Annotated in this window: 15 protein-coding genes; 8 read left to right on the plus strand and 7 right to left on the minus strand. The window is 55.4% G+C overall.

Features of this window, described 5'->3' with window-relative positions:
* Positions 1 to 191 precede the first annotated feature (191 nt).
* The 6 genes from RMR16_RS21165 (at position 192) to RMR16_RS21190 (ending at position 6,491) form a co-directional block, all read left to right on the plus strand.
* Positions 192 to 1,427, plus strand: coding sequence for an ABC transporter substrate-binding protein (locus tag RMR16_RS21165; RefSeq protein WP_320197586.1), 1,236 nt, complete (start codon positions 192 to 194; stop codon positions 1,425 to 1,427).
* A gap of 165 nt (positions 1,428 to 1,592) precedes the next feature.
* On the plus strand, positions 1,593 to 2,495 hold the full coding sequence (locus tag RMR16_RS21170) for a carbohydrate ABC transporter permease (RefSeq protein ID WP_320197587.1): 903 nt from the start codon (positions 1,593 to 1,595) through the stop codon (positions 2,493 to 2,495).
* Positions 2,488 to 3,429: a carbohydrate ABC transporter permease gene (locus RMR16_RS21175; protein WP_320197588.1), complete on the plus strand. Its 942-nt coding sequence runs from the start codon at positions 2,488 to 2,490 to the stop codon at positions 3,427 to 3,429. The genes RMR16_RS21170 and RMR16_RS21175 overlap by 8 nt, the downstream gene beginning before the upstream one ends.
* Positions 3,430 to 3,434: 5 nt before the next feature.
* Positions 3,435 to 4,523 (plus strand): ABC transporter ATP-binding protein, encoded by a 1,089-nt coding sequence (locus RMR16_RS21180; RefSeq protein ID WP_320197589.1) that lies wholly within the window; start codon positions 3,435 to 3,437, stop codon positions 4,521 to 4,523.
* A gap of 47 nt (positions 4,524 to 4,570) precedes the next feature.
* Positions 4,571 to 5,332 (plus strand): sugar phosphate isomerase/epimerase family protein, encoded by a 762-nt coding sequence (locus RMR16_RS21185; protein WP_320197590.1) that lies wholly within the window; start codon positions 4,571 to 4,573, stop codon positions 5,330 to 5,332.
* Positions 5,333 to 5,357: 25 nt separating this feature from the next.
* Complete coding sequence (locus RMR16_RS21190; RefSeq protein WP_320197591.1) at positions 5,358 to 6,491, plus strand: Gfo/Idh/MocA family protein; 1,134 nt, start codon at positions 5,358 to 5,360, stop codon at positions 6,489 to 6,491.
* 60 nt (positions 6,492 to 6,551) lie between these two features.
* On the opposite strand, the gene RMR16_RS21195 is transcribed toward RMR16_RS21190, so the two are convergent.
* Entirely contained in the window at positions 6,552 to 7,361 is an 810-nt protein-coding gene (locus RMR16_RS21195) for an endonuclease/exonuclease/phosphatase family protein (RefSeq protein WP_320197592.1), read from the minus strand.
* 47 nt (positions 7,362 to 7,408) lie between these two features.
* Positions 7,409 to 8,869, minus strand: a complete 1,461-nt coding sequence (locus tag RMR16_RS21200) for a phospholipase D-like domain-containing protein (RefSeq protein ID WP_320197593.1) — start codon at positions 8,867 to 8,869, stop codon at positions 7,409 to 7,411.
* Between the two features lie 241 nt (positions 8,870 to 9,110).
* Between RMR16_RS21200 and RMR16_RS21205 the strand changes: the two genes are divergently transcribed.
* Both RMR16_RS21205 and RMR16_RS21210 read left to right on the plus strand, forming a co-directional pair.
* Positions 9,111 to 10,412 carry a murein L,D-transpeptidase family protein gene (locus RMR16_RS21205; protein WP_320197594.1) on the plus strand — a complete coding sequence of 434 codons (1,302 nt, stop codon included), beginning with the start codon at positions 9,111 to 9,113 and terminating at the stop codon, positions 10,410 to 10,412.
* A gap of 5 nt (positions 10,413 to 10,417) precedes the next feature.
* The gene (locus RMR16_RS21210; RefSeq protein WP_320197992.1) at positions 10,418 to 10,642 is read left to right on the plus strand and encodes a sulfurtransferase TusA family protein; all 225 of its coding nucleotides are present in this window, start codon (positions 10,418 to 10,420) and stop codon (positions 10,640 to 10,642) included.
* 107 nt (positions 10,643 to 10,749) lie between these two features.
* Here RMR16_RS21210 and queE read toward each other — a convergent pair whose 3' ends face one another.
* The 5 genes from queE to RMR16_RS21235 all read right to left on the minus strand — a co-directional run bounded on the left by queE (position 10,750) and on the right by RMR16_RS21235 (position 16,295).
* On the minus strand, positions 10,750 to 11,487 hold the full coding sequence (queE, locus tag RMR16_RS21215) for a 7-carboxy-7-deazaguanine synthase QueE (RefSeq protein WP_320197595.1): 738 nt from the start codon (positions 11,485 to 11,487) through the stop codon (positions 10,750 to 10,752).
* The gene (gene queD / locus RMR16_RS21220; RefSeq protein WP_320197596.1) at positions 11,484 to 11,852 is read right to left on the minus strand and encodes a 6-carboxytetrahydropterin synthase QueD; all 369 of its coding nucleotides are present in this window, start codon (positions 11,850 to 11,852) and stop codon (positions 11,484 to 11,486) included. The genes queE and queD overlap by 4 nt, the downstream gene beginning before the upstream one ends.
* Positions 11,852 to 12,562: a 7-cyano-7-deazaguanine synthase QueC gene (gene queC, locus RMR16_RS21225; RefSeq protein ID WP_320197597.1), complete on the minus strand. Its 711-nt coding sequence runs from the start codon at positions 12,560 to 12,562 to the stop codon at positions 11,852 to 11,854. The genes queD and queC overlap by 1 nt, the downstream gene beginning before the upstream one ends.
* Before the next feature lie 202 nt (positions 12,563 to 12,764).
* On the minus strand, positions 12,765 to 14,741 hold the full coding sequence (locus RMR16_RS21230) for an acid phosphatase (protein WP_320197598.1): 1,977 nt from the start codon (positions 14,739 to 14,741) through the stop codon (positions 12,765 to 12,767).
* A 273-nt stretch (positions 14,742 to 15,014) separates the two neighbouring features.
* Positions 15,015 to 16,295 carry an ABC transporter substrate-binding protein gene (locus RMR16_RS21235; RefSeq protein WP_320197599.1) on the minus strand — a complete coding sequence of 427 codons (1,281 nt, stop codon included), beginning with the start codon at positions 16,293 to 16,295 and terminating at the stop codon, positions 15,015 to 15,017.
* Positions 16,296 to 16,339: the final 44 nt, after the last annotated feature.

The raw sequence follows: 16,339 nt of genomic DNA on the forward strand, positions 1-16,339 counted from the left end.
AGTTTTCGTTCCCGCTCTCAAAAAACCGGGATTTTCTTGGTATTCGACAATCGCGCGGTTTCAAAAAATAGCATAAGTTATTGTTATAAATAGTTAATTTTAGTTATAAATTATTTATCGCTGGTGCTGTTGCAGAACCAATATGATTCGCATAGGTTTTTACGGCAACGTTTCAGTGAGGGAGGAGACTCATGCGCATTCGTTCTATTCTAGCTGCTTTGGCAGCGGGTTTTGTGCTGCCGGTAACTACGGCCGGGGCGACGGACCTTGAAGTCACGCATTGGTGGACATCGGGCGGAGAAGCCGCTGCGGTGGGGGAACTGGCCAAGGCTTTTGATGCAACCGGAAATAAGTGGGTGGATGGTGCGATTGCCGGTTCCGGTGGCACGGCAAGACCTATTATGATCAGCCGTATCACCGGTGGCGATCCCATGGGTGCAACACAATTCAATCATGGGCGGCAAGCAGAAGAGCTTGTTCAGTCTGGTTTGATGCGTGATCTTTCTGCTGTTGCCGAAAAAGGCAAATGGAAAGACGTCATCAAACCTGCAAGTCTACTTGATAGCTGCACTATTGATGGAAAAATCTATTGCGCACCGGTTAACATCCACTCCTGGCAGTGGCTGTGGCTTTCCAATGCGGCTTTTAAAAAGGCTGGCGTGGACGTTCCCAAGAACTGGACTGAATTCATAGCTGCCGGACCTGCACTTCAAAAAGCCGGTATTCAACCTCTCGCCCTTGGTGGACAGGCTTGGCAGGCCAACGGTCTGTTCGACACCCTGGTTATTTCTTTGGGCGGCAAGGACCTTTATGAAAAGGTCTACAAGGACAAGGACGCCGCAGTCGCTGCCGGGCCAGAGATGCAGAAGATCTTTGTTGCAGCTGACGCGGCCCGCAAGCTTGCAAAAGGGTCGAATGTTCAGGATTGGAACCAGGCAACCAACATGGTCATCACCGGTAAAGCGGGTGGTCAGGTCATGGGGGACTGGGCGCAGGGTGAATTCCAGCTGGCAAACCAGAAGGCAGGAACAGATTACACCTGCTTGCCGGGTCTTGGTCTGAACGAATATCTCACCACGGGCGGCGATGCGTTCTATTTCCCTCTTCTCAAAGATGAGGCGAAGTCGAAGGCGCAGGACGTTCTTGCCGAGGTGATCGTTGACCCCAAGACGCAGGTTGCGTTCAACCTGAAAAAAGGTTCGCTTCCCATCAGAGGCGACGTTGATCTTGCTGCGGCCAATGATTGCATGAAAAAAGGCTTGGCCATTCTGGCAAAGGGCAATGCCCTGACCAGTACGGACCAGCTGATTTCTGCCGATACCCAGAAGCAGAAAGAGGATTTGATGTCGGAGTTCTTCGCCAACCAATCCTTGACGGTCGAAGCTGCACAAAAGCGCTTCGCTGACATGATTTCTGCTGCCGATTGATCGTCAATCGTTTGTAACCGGCAGGTGTGATGCCTGCCGGTTACGGCAATTCATTGCCGGATGGTGCGAGGTGATTGCCCATCCAGTCCGACGTACCGCAGGATGAGCGTCAAGCTGCCCGCTGTACGATCAACGATTACGATTACGATTGATAAGGAGTGGAGTATGGCGGTTAAAAGCCATTCTGGTCGTCCCAACCAGCTATTCCGCAATCTGAATTCAAAGATTGCATCGATACCCATGATATTGACCGCCATGGTCATCTTCCTGGGCGGAACGATCTGGACAGTCGTTTATTCCTTTACCAACTCGAAGCTTTTGCCGAGGGCGAACTTTATCGGGATTGAGCAATATGAGCGCCTGTGGGCCGCACCCCGCTGGATTATTTCAATCCAGAACCTTGCGATCTACGGCATTTTGTCTCTGATTTTCAGCCTGCTGATCGGCTTTTTACTGGCGGCGTTGATGGATCAGAAAATTCGTTTCGAAAACACATTCAGAACCATCTTTCTGTATCCATTTGCTCTTTCCTTCATCGTCACCGGCCTTGTGTGGCAGTGGCTGTTGAACCCGGAATTCGGCATCCAGTCTGTCGTGCGGTCGATGGGGTGGGAAAGCTTCACCTTCGATCCGCTCTATAATTCGGATCTTGTGATCTACGGCATTTTGATCGCAGCGCTGTGGCAGGGGACCGGCCTTGTGATGTGCCTCATGCTCGCCGGTTTGCGCGGCATTGATGAGGACATTTGGAAAGCCTCCCGCGTTGACGGCATTCCCATGTGGAAGACCTATATTCTTATCGTCATTCCAATGATGCGCCCCGTCTTCATCACCACGCTCGTCATCATCGCCAGCGGCATCGTCAAGGTTTACGATCTCGTGGTGGCGCAGACCAGCGGCGGGCCGGGTATCGCATCCGAAGTGCCTGCGAAATATGTCTATGACTACATGTTTCAGGCGCAGAACCTTGGCCAAGGCTTCGCAGCCTCCACCATGATGCTGCTGACCGTCGCCATCATCGTCATCCCCTGGGCCTACCTTGAATTCGGAGGGCGCAAACGTGGCTAATATTTCTACGCTCAATACTGTTGCAGCCGGTGCCGGCGCTGTCTCCGACAAGCTGTCTGGCCCGCGCGGTCGCAAGCCCAAAAAGACCTTGTCGCGAAGAAACATCATTCTTTACGGCTCGCTTTTTGTCGCGGCTGTTTATTACCTGCTGCCGCTTTACGTGATGATCGTGACATCGCTGAAAGGTATGCCGGAAATTCGCATGGGCAACATTTTTGCCCCACCGGTGGAAATCACCTTTGAGCCTTGGGTCAAGGCATGGGCAAATGCCTGCACCGGCCTGAACTGCGATGGGCTTTCACGCGGGTTCTGGAATTCGGTGCGTATCATGGTGCCGTCCACCATCGTGTCGATCCTGATTGCATCCATCAGCGGTTATGCGCTGGCAAACTGGAAGTTCAAAGGTTCGGAATTCTTCTTTTCTATTCTCATCATCGGCGCGTTCATTCCCTATCAGGTGATGATCTATCCCATCGTGATCGTGCTGCGCGAATTGGGCGTGTACGGCACCCTGACGGGTCTTATCATCGTGCACACCATTTTCGGTATGCCGATCCTGACGCTGCTGTTTCGCAATTACTTCGCGGGCCTGCCGGAAGAATTGTTCAAGGCGGCACGCATCGACGGGGCGAATTTCTGGCAAATCTATTTCCGCATCATGCTGCCCATGTCGCTGCCGATTTTCGTGGTCGCCATGATCTTGCAGGTGACGGGTATCTGGAACGACTTCCTGTTCGGCGTCGTCTTCACCCGACCGGAATATTACCCGATGACGGTTCAGCTCAACAACATCGTCAACTCGGTGCAGGGCGTGAAGGAATACAACGTCAATATGGCGGCAACCCTTCTGACCGGCGCCGTTCCGCTGTTCGTCTATTTCGTTTCAGGCAGGCTCTTTGTCCGCGGCATCGCCGCAGGCGCAGTGAAAGGTTAAGCCTCATGAATAAAAGCGTTTCCATTCGCGATCTGTCATTGTCATTTGGCGCGGTCACAGTGCTTTCCGATCTCAACCTCGATATTTACGAAGGTGAGTTTCTGGTTCTTCTCGGCTCATCCGGCTGCGGAAAATCGACCCTGCTGAATTGCATTGCCGGACTTCTGGAGCCAACCGAAGGGCAAATCTTCATCAAGGATCGTAACGTGACCTGGGAAGAGCCGAAAGACCGCGGCATCGGCATGGTGTTCCAGTCCTACGCGCTTTACCCGCAGATGACGGTCGAGAAGAACTTGTCCTTCGGGCTGCAAGTGGCGAAAATACCCAAGGATGAGATAGACCGGCGCGTCAAACGCGCATCGACCATTCTCCAGATCGAGCCACTGCTGAAAAGAAAACCCGCCGAACTGTCCGGCGGTCAGCGTCAGCGTGTGGCGATTGGTCGTGCGCTGGTGCGTGATGTGGATGTGTTCCTGTTCGATGAGCCGCTGTCCAACCTCGATGCCAAGCTGCGCTCGGAGCTGCGCGTTGAAATCAAGCGTCTTCACCAGTCGCTCAAAAACACGATGATCTACGTCACGCATGATCAGATCGAAGCGCTGACACTGGCAGATCGCATCGCCATCATGAAAAGCGGCGTGATCCAGCAACTGGATAATCCGGTTTCGATCTACAACAGGCCAAAAAACCTGTTCGTGGCAGGCTTCATCGGTTCGCCATCCATGAATTTTCTGCGGGGCGAACTTGCAGAACGAGATGGCAAGGTGGTGTTCGCCACCAACGGCGTCAGCTTCAGCCTTGATGGTTATGACACGTCAGCCCCCCTCATCCCGGGAACGCCGGTGGTGCTGGGCGTTCGTCCAGAACATGTGCGGGTCGATGCCGATATCACTGGCGGTGAAGTGCACGAAGCCGTGGTCGATATTGAAGAGCCGATGGGTGCCGATAACCTCATCTGGCTTAAACACGCCGGTCACACCCTGTCGGTTCGCGTTGGCGGGCACCGAAGGTTTGCGCCCGGAACCAAAGTCAAACTCGGCCTTGATTTGAGCATGGCCTCACTTTTCGATGCGGCAACGGAAGACCGCATTTAACACACCACAATCCCACCCGGACACAGTCCCAATGTCAGGAGAGACAGATGACGAAACTTGGCTTCCAGCTTTATAGCGCGCGTAATTTTCCGCCGCTTTCCGAGGTACTGAAGAAACTTGCAGCGGCAGGGTATTCGCATGTCGAAGGTTTTGGCGGCATTTACGGCACGTTGGATGATGCTGGTTTGAACGCTCTGCGCAGCGATCTCGACGCCAACAATCTGACCATGCCCACCGGACACTTCGGTCTGGATATGCTTGAAGGTGAGCCGCAAAAGGCGCTGAATATCGCCAATATCCTGGGTATCAAGGCGATCTATTGCCCTTACCTTCTGCCGGATCAACGCCCAAGCGATGCCGCCGGATGGTTCGCGTTTGGCAAGCGTCTTCAGGAAGCAGGCAAGCCGTTTAAGGATGCCGGTATTTCCTTCGGATGGCACAACCATGATTTCGAGTTCAAAACGCTGGACGACGGTTCTACCCCGCAGGAACAGATCCTTTCGGGCGGACCTGATCTGGAATGGGAAGCCGATATTGCATGGATCATCCGTGGCGGTGCCGATCCCCTCGCGTGGATCGAAAGTTACGGCAAGCGCATCACTGCGGTTCATGTGAAAGATATTGCACCTGCCGGTGAGAACACGGATGAAGACGGCTGGTCGGACGTCGGCCACGGCAACGTGGATTGGAAAGCGCTGGTAGAAGCACTCAGAAAAACGGCGGTCAAATATTACGTCGTGGAGCATGATAACCCCAACGATGCAGACCGGCTGATTACGCGGTCCATCGCGTCCTTCAAAACCTACTAATACCGATAAGCACGGAGTGACAGACATGGCCAAGGAACTTGGCGTCGGCATCATTGGATGCGGCAATATCTCAACCACCTATTTTTCACTTTCACCGCTTTTCAAGGGCTTGAAAGTGTTGGCCTGCGCCGACCTTAATCGGAGTGCGGCCGAACTTCGGGCCGAGGAATATGGTGTCAAAGCACAGTCCATCGAAGAGCTGCTTCAGAACGACGAAATCGATGTGGTGGTGAACCTCACCATTCCCGCGGCTCACTTCGCCGTTTCCAAATCGATTCTCGAAGCCGGAAAGCACGTCTATTCGGAAAAGCCCCTCGTCCTCACACTTGAGGAAGGTGAGGAGCTGCGGCGCATCGCGACGGAAAAGAACCTTGCCGTCGGTTGCGCACCGGATACATTCCTTGGTGGCGCGCACCAATTGGCGCGCAAATACATCGATGAAGGCGGAGTAGGGCGCATTACATCAGGCACATGCCATGTCATGAGCCCCGGAATGGAAATGTGGCACCCCAATCCCGGCTTTTTCTTCCTCGCCGGCGGCGGCCCGATCCTTGATCTTGGTCCGTATTACGTTGCCAACCTCATCAATCTCATCGGCCCGGTGAAACGTGTTGGCGCTTTGACCTCCATGGCAAACCCGACCCGGACCGTCACCAGCCAGCCGCTGAACGGCCAGATCATCCCCGTCGAGACGCCAACGAACATCCACGCCCTGCTGGAATTCGTCAACGGCGCGACGATCACGCTGTCCGCCAGCTGGGATGTCTGGTCTCACCGCCACGCCAATACCGAGCTTTACGGCACGGAAGGCTCGATTTTCGTGCCGGACCCCAACTTCTTCGGTGGTGTGGTCGAGGCCAGCGGTCGCGACAAGGATATCAAGCCGCTGGAAGATTGGGATCACCCCTTTGGCATCGCCAATCAGGAAAGCCCGCAAGGTCCACGCGCCAATTACCGTACAGCGGGGCTTGCGGACATGGTCACGGCGATTATCGAAGGCCGCGACGCGCGTTGCTCGCTGGATCGCTCACTGCACGGCATCGATGTGATGACGTCTATTCTGAAATCCGGTGAAGAAGGCCGCTTCATAGAATTGACAACGACCTGCACACAGCCTGCGGCGCTGGGTATCGAAGAAGCGCAGTCCCTGCTGCGTTGATTTGAAAAGCCGACTTTACGAAAGCGGGTGCCACCATGGCATCCGCTTTTTTCCATCCGATTAACCGGCGAGAATGTCGGTTCTGATTGCAGCTTTCAGCGGCAGATGGTCGGATGCGACGCGGGAGAGGGCGCTGTCATGGGCCTTAACGCCGTCGATCAGCCCTTCACGATTGGAAATGATCCGATCCAGCGCCAGCACGGGCAGGCCCGACGGAAAACTCGGGACGGCGGGCGGCAGGGTGCCAAATGCCTGACGGAACGTGTTGAGTGATGACCCATTGCCCAGCCGCCATTCGTTGAGATCGCCCAGCAGGATTGTCGGCTGCTCCTCGCCGGTGTTCAGCAACTCCACCAAGGCCTTTGCCTGTTGCGCCCGCGAGTGGCGCAGAAGACCAAAATGGGCGGCGATGATGCGCAGGCGTCCGCCTCGTTTCAACTCAAGTTCCACCACCAGCGCACCGCGTGGTTCCAATCCCGGAAGTTTCAGCGGGTGGACGTCGCGAACCGCACCCTCTTTGAACAGAACAACATTGCCGTGCCAGCCGTGAGCCTTTGCGCCACTGGCAATCGGAACCGGTGCCAGACCGCACTCCCGTTCCAGCCTGATGAGGTCCAGCAAGCCGGTGCGTTCTCCAAACCGGCTGTCCGCTTCCTGCAAGGCAATGATATCTGCGCCGATTTCCTGAATCACATGGCTGATGCGATCCGGATCGAATTTGCGATCTCGCCCGACGCATTTGTGAACATTGTAGGATGCGATGATGGGAAAGTCGGTATCCCCGGACGTGTCACTCTGGCTCTGGCGTTTCTTGCGATTGCGGATGGATGTCATCAGAACGGCAGAGAGGCTCTCGGATTTCGTTCTCATCTATCTCTTATCTCGCATCAACAATCCCACTTCATCCAAGTCTCTTGTCAAAGATAAGGCGACGCCAGCCATAATACCCGCTCAAAAAGTCTTAAGGCAAAAGGCCGTGCGCGCAACTCATCCAGTTTCACCGGGGTCGCATTTTCCATGGCGTCGGAGACACGCTCGGAAATTGCATTGGCGAAACCCTCATCAATAACTTCGATGTCCACCTCAAAGTTCAATCTTAATGATCGAGGGTCGAGATTGGACGAGCCGACATAGGACCAGCGATCATCGATGACGAGAAGTTTGGAGTGGTTGAAGGGGCCGGTGGCGCGCCATATGCGGCAATAACTTTCCAGCATCTGGTCGAACTGCGCCGTCATGGCGTGGTCGACAAGAGTGAGGTTGTTGTTGGCCGGAACGATGATATCGACCTTCACCCCGCGTCGTGCGGCGGTCGTCAAAGCGGAAATCAGTTCCCGATCCGGCAGGAAATAGGGTGACATGATACGGATCGAAGACCGCGCCACGGAAAATGCGCCCATCAGCATTTTGTGGCTGGTTTCTATGCTGTAGTCAGGCCCGGAGGGCACCACACGCGCCAGCACCGGCAAACCCGGTTCGCCCTCGGGCACGGTAATGTCCCACATCGGGCCATCCAGCAGTTCACGCGTGGTAAACCGCCAGTCTTCGGCGGCAACCGTAAACAGGTCCGCAACCAGCGGGCCTTTGACCTGAAAATGCGTATCGCTGGACTGCCGTTCCCCGGCAAATTCTGCCGTGAAGCCTTCGCGAATGTTCATTCCGCCGGTAAATGCCAACCGTCCGTCAACAACCAAAATCTTGCGGTGCGTTCGCAAATTCGCATAGGGCAGGCGCAAGCCCATGATAACATTGCCGTTAAAGACACTGGCTTTGATGCCTGCTCTTTTGAGGCCAGGCAGAATGCTCGGAACGGAATAGCGCGCTCCGACGGCATCGATCAGCACCCGCACTTCAACGCCACGCGCCACTGCATCCGACAAGGCCTGCACAAACCGAAGCCCGATCCTGTCCTGATCGAAGATGTAGGTTTCCAGAATGATGGATCGTCTGGCGCTTTCTATACCTTCCAGCATGGCAGCATATGCAATATCGCCGGAGGCTAACGGCTCGATGGAGTTGCCGGTCGTCAGCGCGTTGTGCGTGACCCTGTCGCCCACCGTTTTCATCGCCACGAAACGGCGGCCATACCGCTCTATCACCAGAGAGTTTTCGGCATCGAAAAGCGCGACACGATCCATGATCGTTCCATGCATCAACGAGCGCTGCTGACCGAGCGTACTGCGGCGAATGCGGTTTATTCCGGCAATCGCGTAGATGAGCGCCCCGACGATCGGCGACAGGAGAATGACGCCCACCCAGCCCAGCGCCGTGCGAACTTCCTCCTTCGTCATCGTTGCGTGGATGGCCGCCGCGGCGCCCATAATGACAGACAATGTCGCCAGAATATGCGGCCAATAGGCACTGATAAGATCAATCATAAAGGGAAATATAGTCGAGATCGACTTCGCTGCAAGACGTTTGCTGACGCTGGCGGGTAGCGATGTGTTAAGGCTTTATCAGCTATATTGCGGAGAAGAATTTTAACGAAGCTGACGACGTGATGAGAACCGATCAGGAAAACTCTGCCGGAAATGGGCTATCGATGTTCAATCGACAGACTTGTATTCAAATCCGAATTATTTTACCACCATACCACTTCGTGAAAACCGGTGAAACGCCATGCGTTTGAGACATATTGCGCTTCTTGCCTGCACCGCTCTCATGCTTGCAGGCTGCAACGAGACGCTCGAAACAGTCGAGCGGGACGTTTCGCATGTCAAGAATAAGGTCGAATACCCCCTGGCTCCGTCCATTCTCGCAGAGATGGACAAGAAAAATATGGATCGCAATGCGCCGATCATGATCCGTATTTTCAAGGAAGAGGGTAAGCTCGAAATCTGGAAAGCCAAGCGCGACAACCGGTTCGACGTCATCGCCTCATACGATATTTGTGCGTGGTCCGGTAAGCTCGGACCCAAGGTTAAAGAGGGTGACAGGCAGGCGCCTGAAGGGTTCTATAACCTCACGCCTGCGCACTTGAACCCCAACTCTAAATATTACCTCGCCATCAACACCGGCTTTCCCAATCGCTACGATCAGGCGAATGGCCGCAACGGCACGAACCTGATGATCCATGGCGCCTGCTCGTCATCGGGTTGTTATTCGATGACCGATGCGCAGGTACTGGAGATTTACGGCTTCGCGCGCGATGCCTTCAAGGGTGGCCAGAAGTCCGTTCAGCTTCAGGCACTGCCGTTCCGCATGACAGCGGAAAACATGGCACGTCATAGCAAAAGCGAACATTCCGAATTCTGGAAAATGCTCAAGGTCGGCTACGATAATTTCGAAGTCACCAAACGGCCGCCTGAGGTCAATGTTTGCGAGAAGAAGTACGTCTTCAACCAGCAGGTCGCGGGTGGCCAGTTCAATGCTGCCGGTGCTTGCCCGCAGATGAGCACACCGCCGGCGCTTGTCAGCGCTCTTTCCAGCTACGAAAAGACCTATGAACTTGCCTATGCCAAGGAGACGAAAAAGCTCGACGGCATGGTGTGGTATGATCCAAGCGAAGGTGAGCGCAAGGCAATTGTCGCTGAAAAGCGCAAAGGCCGTGACCCTGCTTACGCACCAACTGGGTCTGCTCTCAAGGCAGGCAAGTTGATGAAGGAAACGGAATTTGCCGCGTTGATGGAAAAGAAGGCGGCGAAGGGTCTGTCTGCTCCAGCCACAACGGCCATCGCATCTGCTGCCAACCCGCGCATAACAACGCCGCAAACTGTCATGACGCAGCCGACAGCGGCACGTCCGGTGGTGGCGCCTACGATCATGGCGTCTGCGGCACCTGCACCCGCCCCTTCAATCCAGCCCGTGAATGCCGGCCAAAGCGTACCGGTCCCAACCGTCAACCCGCTGGCCTTTGCCGGGACGACGCCGCCTGACGACGCCCAGAAGAAACCGTTCTGGAAGTTCTGGGCCAAGCAGTGACGGATATCATTGCCGAAATTTACGATTTAAGGGGGCTGAAATGCCCCCTTCCTGTTTTGAAAAGCCGCAAGAAGCTTTCCCACATGAAAGCGGGCGCCGAGCTCTGGGTTGAAACCAGCGACCCCCTGGCCGTCATCGACATTCCGCATATGTGCCATGAAGATGGGCACGCGTTGCTGGACACCGTTTCCACCGGTGCAGGCCACAGGTTTCATATTCGCAGAGGCTAAGCATGTCGCGCAAAAGTGTGCAGCGGTTTTGCGATAAGACATGCGCAAAACAAAGACTTAAAGCGTGCGTTGTGAATCCTTTTTCACCCAACACGCTTTAAGTGCCTTCAAACGCCGCGTTTGTTGCCCCAAAGCAGAACATGCAGCTGCGGCAACACCCGCACATCGAACCAGCGGTCTTCACTGACCTTGTCCACCAGCCACAACATGCGATCCATGATGCCATCGATATCGACCACCGCGTCCTCGTCATCCGGTGGCGGGGGCGTGTGGTTGCCGGGTTGGAGATAGACCGGCAGATGCGGATAACGCGCAGCCGCGTCTTTGGCGTAAGCGTAATCCGTGTCGTCAAACACAACGAATTTCAGCGCTGTTTGCGGGCCTTGACCTGCGGTGGAGAGACATTTTTCAAATGCTGCCCAATCGGTGTCCATGCCGCTGGACGGTGGTTTTGGGCTAAGAACCAGATAATCGAGATCGGCAAACCAGCTTTTGGAAATACTGCCCTGTGTTTCCAGCGCAAAACGATAGCCCTCGCCATGCCCTCTTTCGAGCAGTGGACCGAGCGGCTGAATCGCCGGATTGCCGCCGGAAAGCGAAACGGTCAGCGGCTTGCCGCCGGAAAGCGTCGTGACCTGCTGCCAGATCGCATCTGCTGACATGGGCTTCCAGTCATCGCGGTATTCGCTATCGACCGCGTGCAGCGTATCGCACCAAGAGCAGCGATAATCGCAGCCGCCGGTCCGCACGAAAACAGTCGGCAAACCAATCAACAGTCCTTCGCCCTGAATGGTTGGACCGAAGATTTCGCTGATACGGACGGGTGTGTCTTTGGCACCGCTCATGATGTGCGCGAAGGGCGGTATTCCGCCCATGTCTTTGCTGTTTCGCTGACCCGCACGGCGCTGGTTTCCGGCAATCGCTCTTTGCACCAGTCATAGAAATGTTGCGCCAGCCGTTCAGCCGTCACCATGTCATGCCCCAGCACGTCATTCAGATGGCGGTGATCGAACTGGTCGTCGATATAACGCTTCAACGGCGCAAGCTCGTGATAATCCCGCACGAAGCCGTAGGCATTCAGCTCTTCGCCCGAAAGCTCGACTTCGACAATGTAGTTGTGGCCGTGCAGCCGCGCACATTGGTGATCTGCGGGCAGGTCTTTCAGCTGGTGCGAGGCGGAAAAATGAAATTCCTTGGTAATCCGAAACATCACGTCACCTCCTGCGCCGCATAGGCACTGGTGGCCACGACCCAGAAATCCGGGTCTTCGTAGTCGGTCGGATCGGTCACGCCGGCCAGATGAAACGCCTCACGTCGTTCCACACAGGTGCCGCACCGTCCGCAATGGCGCAGGCCGCCCTTGTAGCAGGACCATGTTTCGGCAAAAGGCGTAGCGTGTTTTGCGCCGTCGGTAACGATATCCGCTTTTGAGCCTGTGACATAAGGCGCCAGCAATTTCACATTGGCGTAGCCATCCAAGGCATGGCGCTGCATGTCGTTGAAACTGTCGATAAAGCCGGGGCGACAGTCGGGGTAGATGAAGTGGTCGCCGCCATGCACGGCAATTGCCACAGCATCCGCCTGCTGTGCCGCCGCCAGCCCGAAAGCGATTGTCAGCATGATGGCATTGCGGTTCGGCACCACGGTGGACCGCATGGTTTCTTCGGCATAATGCCCATCCGGCACCTCGACATCATCCGTCAGTGCGGAGCCGGTGAGATGTGCGCCAATGGTGCGAATGTCGATGATGTGATGCGGAACGCCAAGGCGTTCTGCGCAGAGCGCTGCAAACTCAAGTTCCTTCTTGTGGCGCTGGCCATAATCGAAAGAAACGAGAGCAAGAAGGTCGTTTTCCGCTGCTATCTTGTGAGCAAGCGAAACAGAGTCCAATCCGCCGGAGCAGATGACGATGGTTTTCATAGTTTGATATCCCTTGTTTTGACCGGGTGGGCTGCGACCGGATTACGGATGCGGCTTCTAAAGCAAAGCGGAACATTTGTGAAGAGGCGCGGCGTCTTCAATGGTCCAGCCGGTCTAAAGCATTGTTTTAAGGGATATCAATTTTTTAAAAAGCGGGGCGCAGTCCGCTTGAGACCGCGCCCCGCAAAGAGGTTCTTGTTGGTTATTCAACCACGACGAAAAGGCTGGCGCCGGTGTAAACAGGCCGGATTTTGACGGCATCAGACTCTATCGAGGTGAAGGAGCCGCTCAGCCCGTCTGCTGCAAGAACTTCGAACCTGGAGCCTGCAGCTGGTACATCGCCATTGAAGCTGAGATGGAGGACTGTGTTGCTGATCGTCGCTTTACCGGTGATCCGCAGGGGCGCTTTCGCGTCCAAGGCCAAGGTTCCACCGGTCTGGGTATAGTCTCCACCGATATTCAGACCTTCAGACGCGTCCAGTTTCAATGTTCCGCCAGAGACCAGAACATTGCCGGTTCCAAGTGCCGTTTTGGAAGAGGCCGTCAGCGTTCCATCCGTCAGAACCGTGCCGCCGGAATAGCTGTTGTTGCCATTAAGACCAAGCGCTCCGCTTCCCGATTTCACAAGACGGCCCGCGCCGGAAATATCGTTCGTCCACCGGTCCGCAGCGCTGAAACCGTCAGCGGCTGCATCCAGTGTCACAGTCACATCGCCATGGAACGCGCCATAACCGGCGGCGGCGGCAACGAGGTTGATGCGGCCCCAGCCATTGCTGTCATCCAGCAAGGGATAACCGGATTCGATGCCGGTGGAGAAAAGAACCGCACGACGCTGCTCGGCATTCAGATAGGGTAGACGTGTTTCCAGCAACACTTCCGCGCCCTGCGGCACGATCATCGCAGCGTCCGGTGCGGCGGGATCACGGCTGAACGAGAATGTCATGCGTTTGCGGAAATCGGTCTTGTTGACGGCCTCGTCTGCAAAGCGATCTTCGGAAAGTGCTGCGCTGTGCGCAAAGCTCTCCAGCGATTGTCCTTGCGGCAGGCGCTTTTTGAAATAGGCCTGCACGTCGTCATAAGCCGCCTTTTTGACCTCCGCGTTCTTTGCGTCCTGCAACATGGCAGCGGCCATGGCTGTTGCGGTAATCCGTCCGCCGATCACGTCAAGCGGTGAATGCATACCCGCGACGACGCGGCTTTCACCGAGTTCAGACGCATTCGTCAGCAATTCGGCAAAGCGCTCCGGCACGGCATAGGCGTAGGCGATGGCTGAGAGATAAGCGGCATTGGTGTGACCACTTGGAAAACCACCATCTTTCAGACGGCCACGGTTTTCACGCGCGTATCGCAAGGCTGGTACGGTAACGTCCGCTTCCGTTTCATAACGCTCGAATGTCCGGTCGCCGATTGTTTCAGTGCCGGTTTCGATCACTTCGCCCTTGGCGTTCATGCGCCATGGGCGCGGCGTCGAGTAGAAATATTTCGCGGGCGATGTCGTGCCTTCAGGACCACGGATCACCTTCATGAAGGTCACGAAGTTCTTCAGTTCGGAGTCTGGCGAACCGGCTTCCGTGCCTTTGTCGTCTTCCTTTTTTGTGATGACTTCATTGACGTTGAAGTCTTTCAAAGTGTGGTTGATGGTCGTCGTTGCTCCGGCCCCTTCGCGATACCAAGCCGCCAGCGGCCCCATGCCTTCAATCACGCTATAGCCCTGCGAACGGCGATCGTTCAGATAGGCGTCCAGCGCGGCCGCTTCCGTGCGGTTTTTGCCCGTGACCGAAAGGACGTAACGCATGTTTTCGGCCCAAACGTCGGCATTCAGTATTTTTACCTTGCTGAAATCTGTCGGGCCATCGCCATTGGCACCACCATCAGCCCATTGTTCATCACCAAGCGTCCAGATGCGGTTGAAGCCGGACAGGATTTCGATGATGGGATTGTCTTTGTCGTCATAAGCGCGGACGTCTTCGCCCCTGGCATTCTTGCCAGTCTGGTTGCGGTAGTTGTCCACCATGGGCAGCGGATATTTGACGGCGGGCTCCGGCACGGCAATGGTGTAGCCAAGGCCTGAAGGCGCGTTGGTGTCAAATGCTTGCGCATGTGAAGCGATGCCGAACACAGCGACGGATGCAAGCAGAGTGGAGCGCAGCAATGGGAAATAGGCGCACAGATTGGCCATGACAGCTTCCTTATTCATTTTTTGCGAAGTGGGTTTGCAAAACAGGGTTGTCGCCAGACAGTGAGTCGACGCCCGGCAAAATGCCTCGGGTCGGTGACAGTTTTTTTACAAGCGCTGACGAATGAAACGCACGGGGCGGGAAAGGCCGCCCAGCCGGTGCAGGTTTCTGAATAAAACAATGATTTGCCCGACGTGTCCTGCGGGCAAATCATAGGTTGGGGGCGAAACTTCGTAGCGTCTATCGCGCCGTTTCGCCTCTGTCATCAGCCGCGATTATTTCTTCACCGCCACGGCGTCGTTGATCTTTGCAACATCATCTTCCAGAACCTTATAGGTCTGGTCCAACGTCAGTTCACCGACGATGAGCTGGCTCATGCGCTGAACGATCTGCTGGTAAAGCGCCGATCCGCCCTTGGTCTTTTCGAAATCACGCGCAGCGGACGGCACGTTTTTCTTGTTGTCCAAAAACACCTTCATGGATGCTTTTGCGCTTTCGCTTTTCAGCTTGTAGTTCGGGTTGACGATCTCCGCGCCGGTCAGGATCACGTAGTTCTCAGCGATTTCACGCTGAACCTTTTCAGAGCCCAGAAACTCGATGAAGTGAGCCACGTCTTCAGGATATTTGGTGCGCTTGAAGCCAACGATGGCCGTTGCGCCCGGCATTGCGGAGCAGGCCGCTTCGCCGCACGGCGCGTTGATGGCGGTCCATTCAAAGGCATCGCCAATCTTGGTCTGGAACGGATTAACCATCCAGTTGCCTGCAAGATAGGTCACGACATTGCCGTTGACGAACTCGTCACCCATGCCCTTGTACTGGGAGCCACCTGCGGCGCCCCACATTTCCTTGGGGAAGCTGCCGTTCTGCGTCCAGGAATAAACGTCGGAGATGTATTTCTTCGCCGCATCATCCGGGAATGTGAACTTTCCGTCCTTCACATATTTGGAGCCATAGGCAAAAGCGCCGCCGGAAAAGCGGTGGCCGGAACGGTCCATGGTGAAGGGAATCTGCACGCCCGTCGCCTTGGCAACGCGTGCGGATGCTTCAACAATCTCGCTGAGTTTTGCCGTGGGGCCGGGCAGGGGTTCGCCCGCCTGCTCAAACAGCGTCTTGTTGACGAAAGGCAGGTTCAGGGTCTGCGATGCCACATAACCATTGATGGATTTTGGATCGTTGATGTTGGGCAGGCGAAGCTGCTCAAGGCTGACGCCATGGAGCTTTGCGTAGGCTTCGGCGTCCTTCATGTAAGGGCGCATGTCGAGATAGTAGGGTGCGAGCTGCCAGTCGGTAATTTTGGCAACATCCGGGCCTTCGCCAACAGCCAATTGCACTGGCAATTGTTTGGAAACGGCGTCGTAACCGGAGGAGATGAAATTCACCTTCACGCCGGGATTGGCTGTCTCGAACTCCTTGCTCAGCTCGGACATTCTCTGCACGTAGCCTTGGTCGTCATCCGTAAAGAGAAACGTGATTGTTCTGGTTTCTGCATGTGCAGTCGCAAGACCAGCGACCGACGCGATGACTACGGCGCTTACGCCTGAAAAATATTTCAGCATTCAATCCTCCCAATGAAAACAATTTCATAAATCGAGGCGTAGCT

Origin of the sequence: Agrobacterium sp. rho-13.3 (assembly GCF_033957765.2) — a bacterium.
Lineage (GTDB): Bacteria > Pseudomonadota > Alphaproteobacteria > Rhizobiales > Rhizobiaceae > Agrobacterium.

Bases quoted from the DNA above. Each gene is read 5' to 3' on its own strand.
- queC (WP_320197597.1), bottom strand. From the start codon at position 12,562: ATGAAAACCATCGTCATCTGCTCCGGCGGATTGGACTCTGTTTCGCTT.
- RMR16_RS21200 (WP_320197593.1), bottom strand. From the start codon at position 8,869: ATGATTGATCTTATCAGTGCCTATTGGCCGCATATTCTGGCGACATTG.
- RMR16_RS21170 (WP_320197587.1), top strand. From the start codon at position 1,593: ATGGCGGTTAAAAGCCATTCTGGTCGTCCCAACCAGCTATTCCGCAAT.
- RMR16_RS21195 (WP_320197592.1), bottom strand. From the start codon at position 7,361: ATGAGAACGAAATCCGAGAGCCTCTCTGCCGTTCTGATGACATCCATC.
- RMR16_RS21190 (WP_320197591.1), top strand. From the start codon at position 5,358: ATGGCCAAGGAACTTGGCGTCGGCATCATTGGATGCGGCAATATCTCA.
- RMR16_RS21180 (WP_320197589.1), top strand. From the start codon at position 3,435: ATGAATAAAAGCGTTTCCATTCGCGATCTGTCATTGTCATTTGGCGCG.
- RMR16_RS21185 (WP_320197590.1), top strand. From the start codon at position 4,571: ATGACGAAACTTGGCTTCCAGCTTTATAGCGCGCGTAATTTTCCGCCG.
- RMR16_RS21235 (WP_320197599.1), bottom strand. From the start codon at position 16,295: ATGCTGAAATATTTTTCAGGCGTAAGCGCCGTAGTCATCGCGTCGGTC.
- queE (WP_320197595.1), bottom strand. From the start codon at position 11,487: ATGAGCGGTGCCAAAGACACACCCGTCCGTATCAGCGAAATCTTCGGT.
- RMR16_RS21230 (WP_320197598.1), bottom strand. From the start codon at position 14,741: ATGGCCAATCTGTGCGCCTATTTCCCATTGCTGCGCTCCACTCTGCTT.
- queD (WP_320197596.1), bottom strand. From the start codon at position 11,852: ATGTTTCGGATTACCAAGGAATTTCATTTTTCCGCCTCGCACCAGCTG.
- RMR16_RS21205 (WP_320197594.1), top strand. From the start codon at position 9,111: ATGCGTTTGAGACATATTGCGCTTCTTGCCTGCACCGCTCTCATGCTT.
- RMR16_RS21165 (WP_320197586.1), top strand. From the start codon at position 192: ATGCGCATTCGTTCTATTCTAGCTGCTTTGGCAGCGGGTTTTGTGCTG.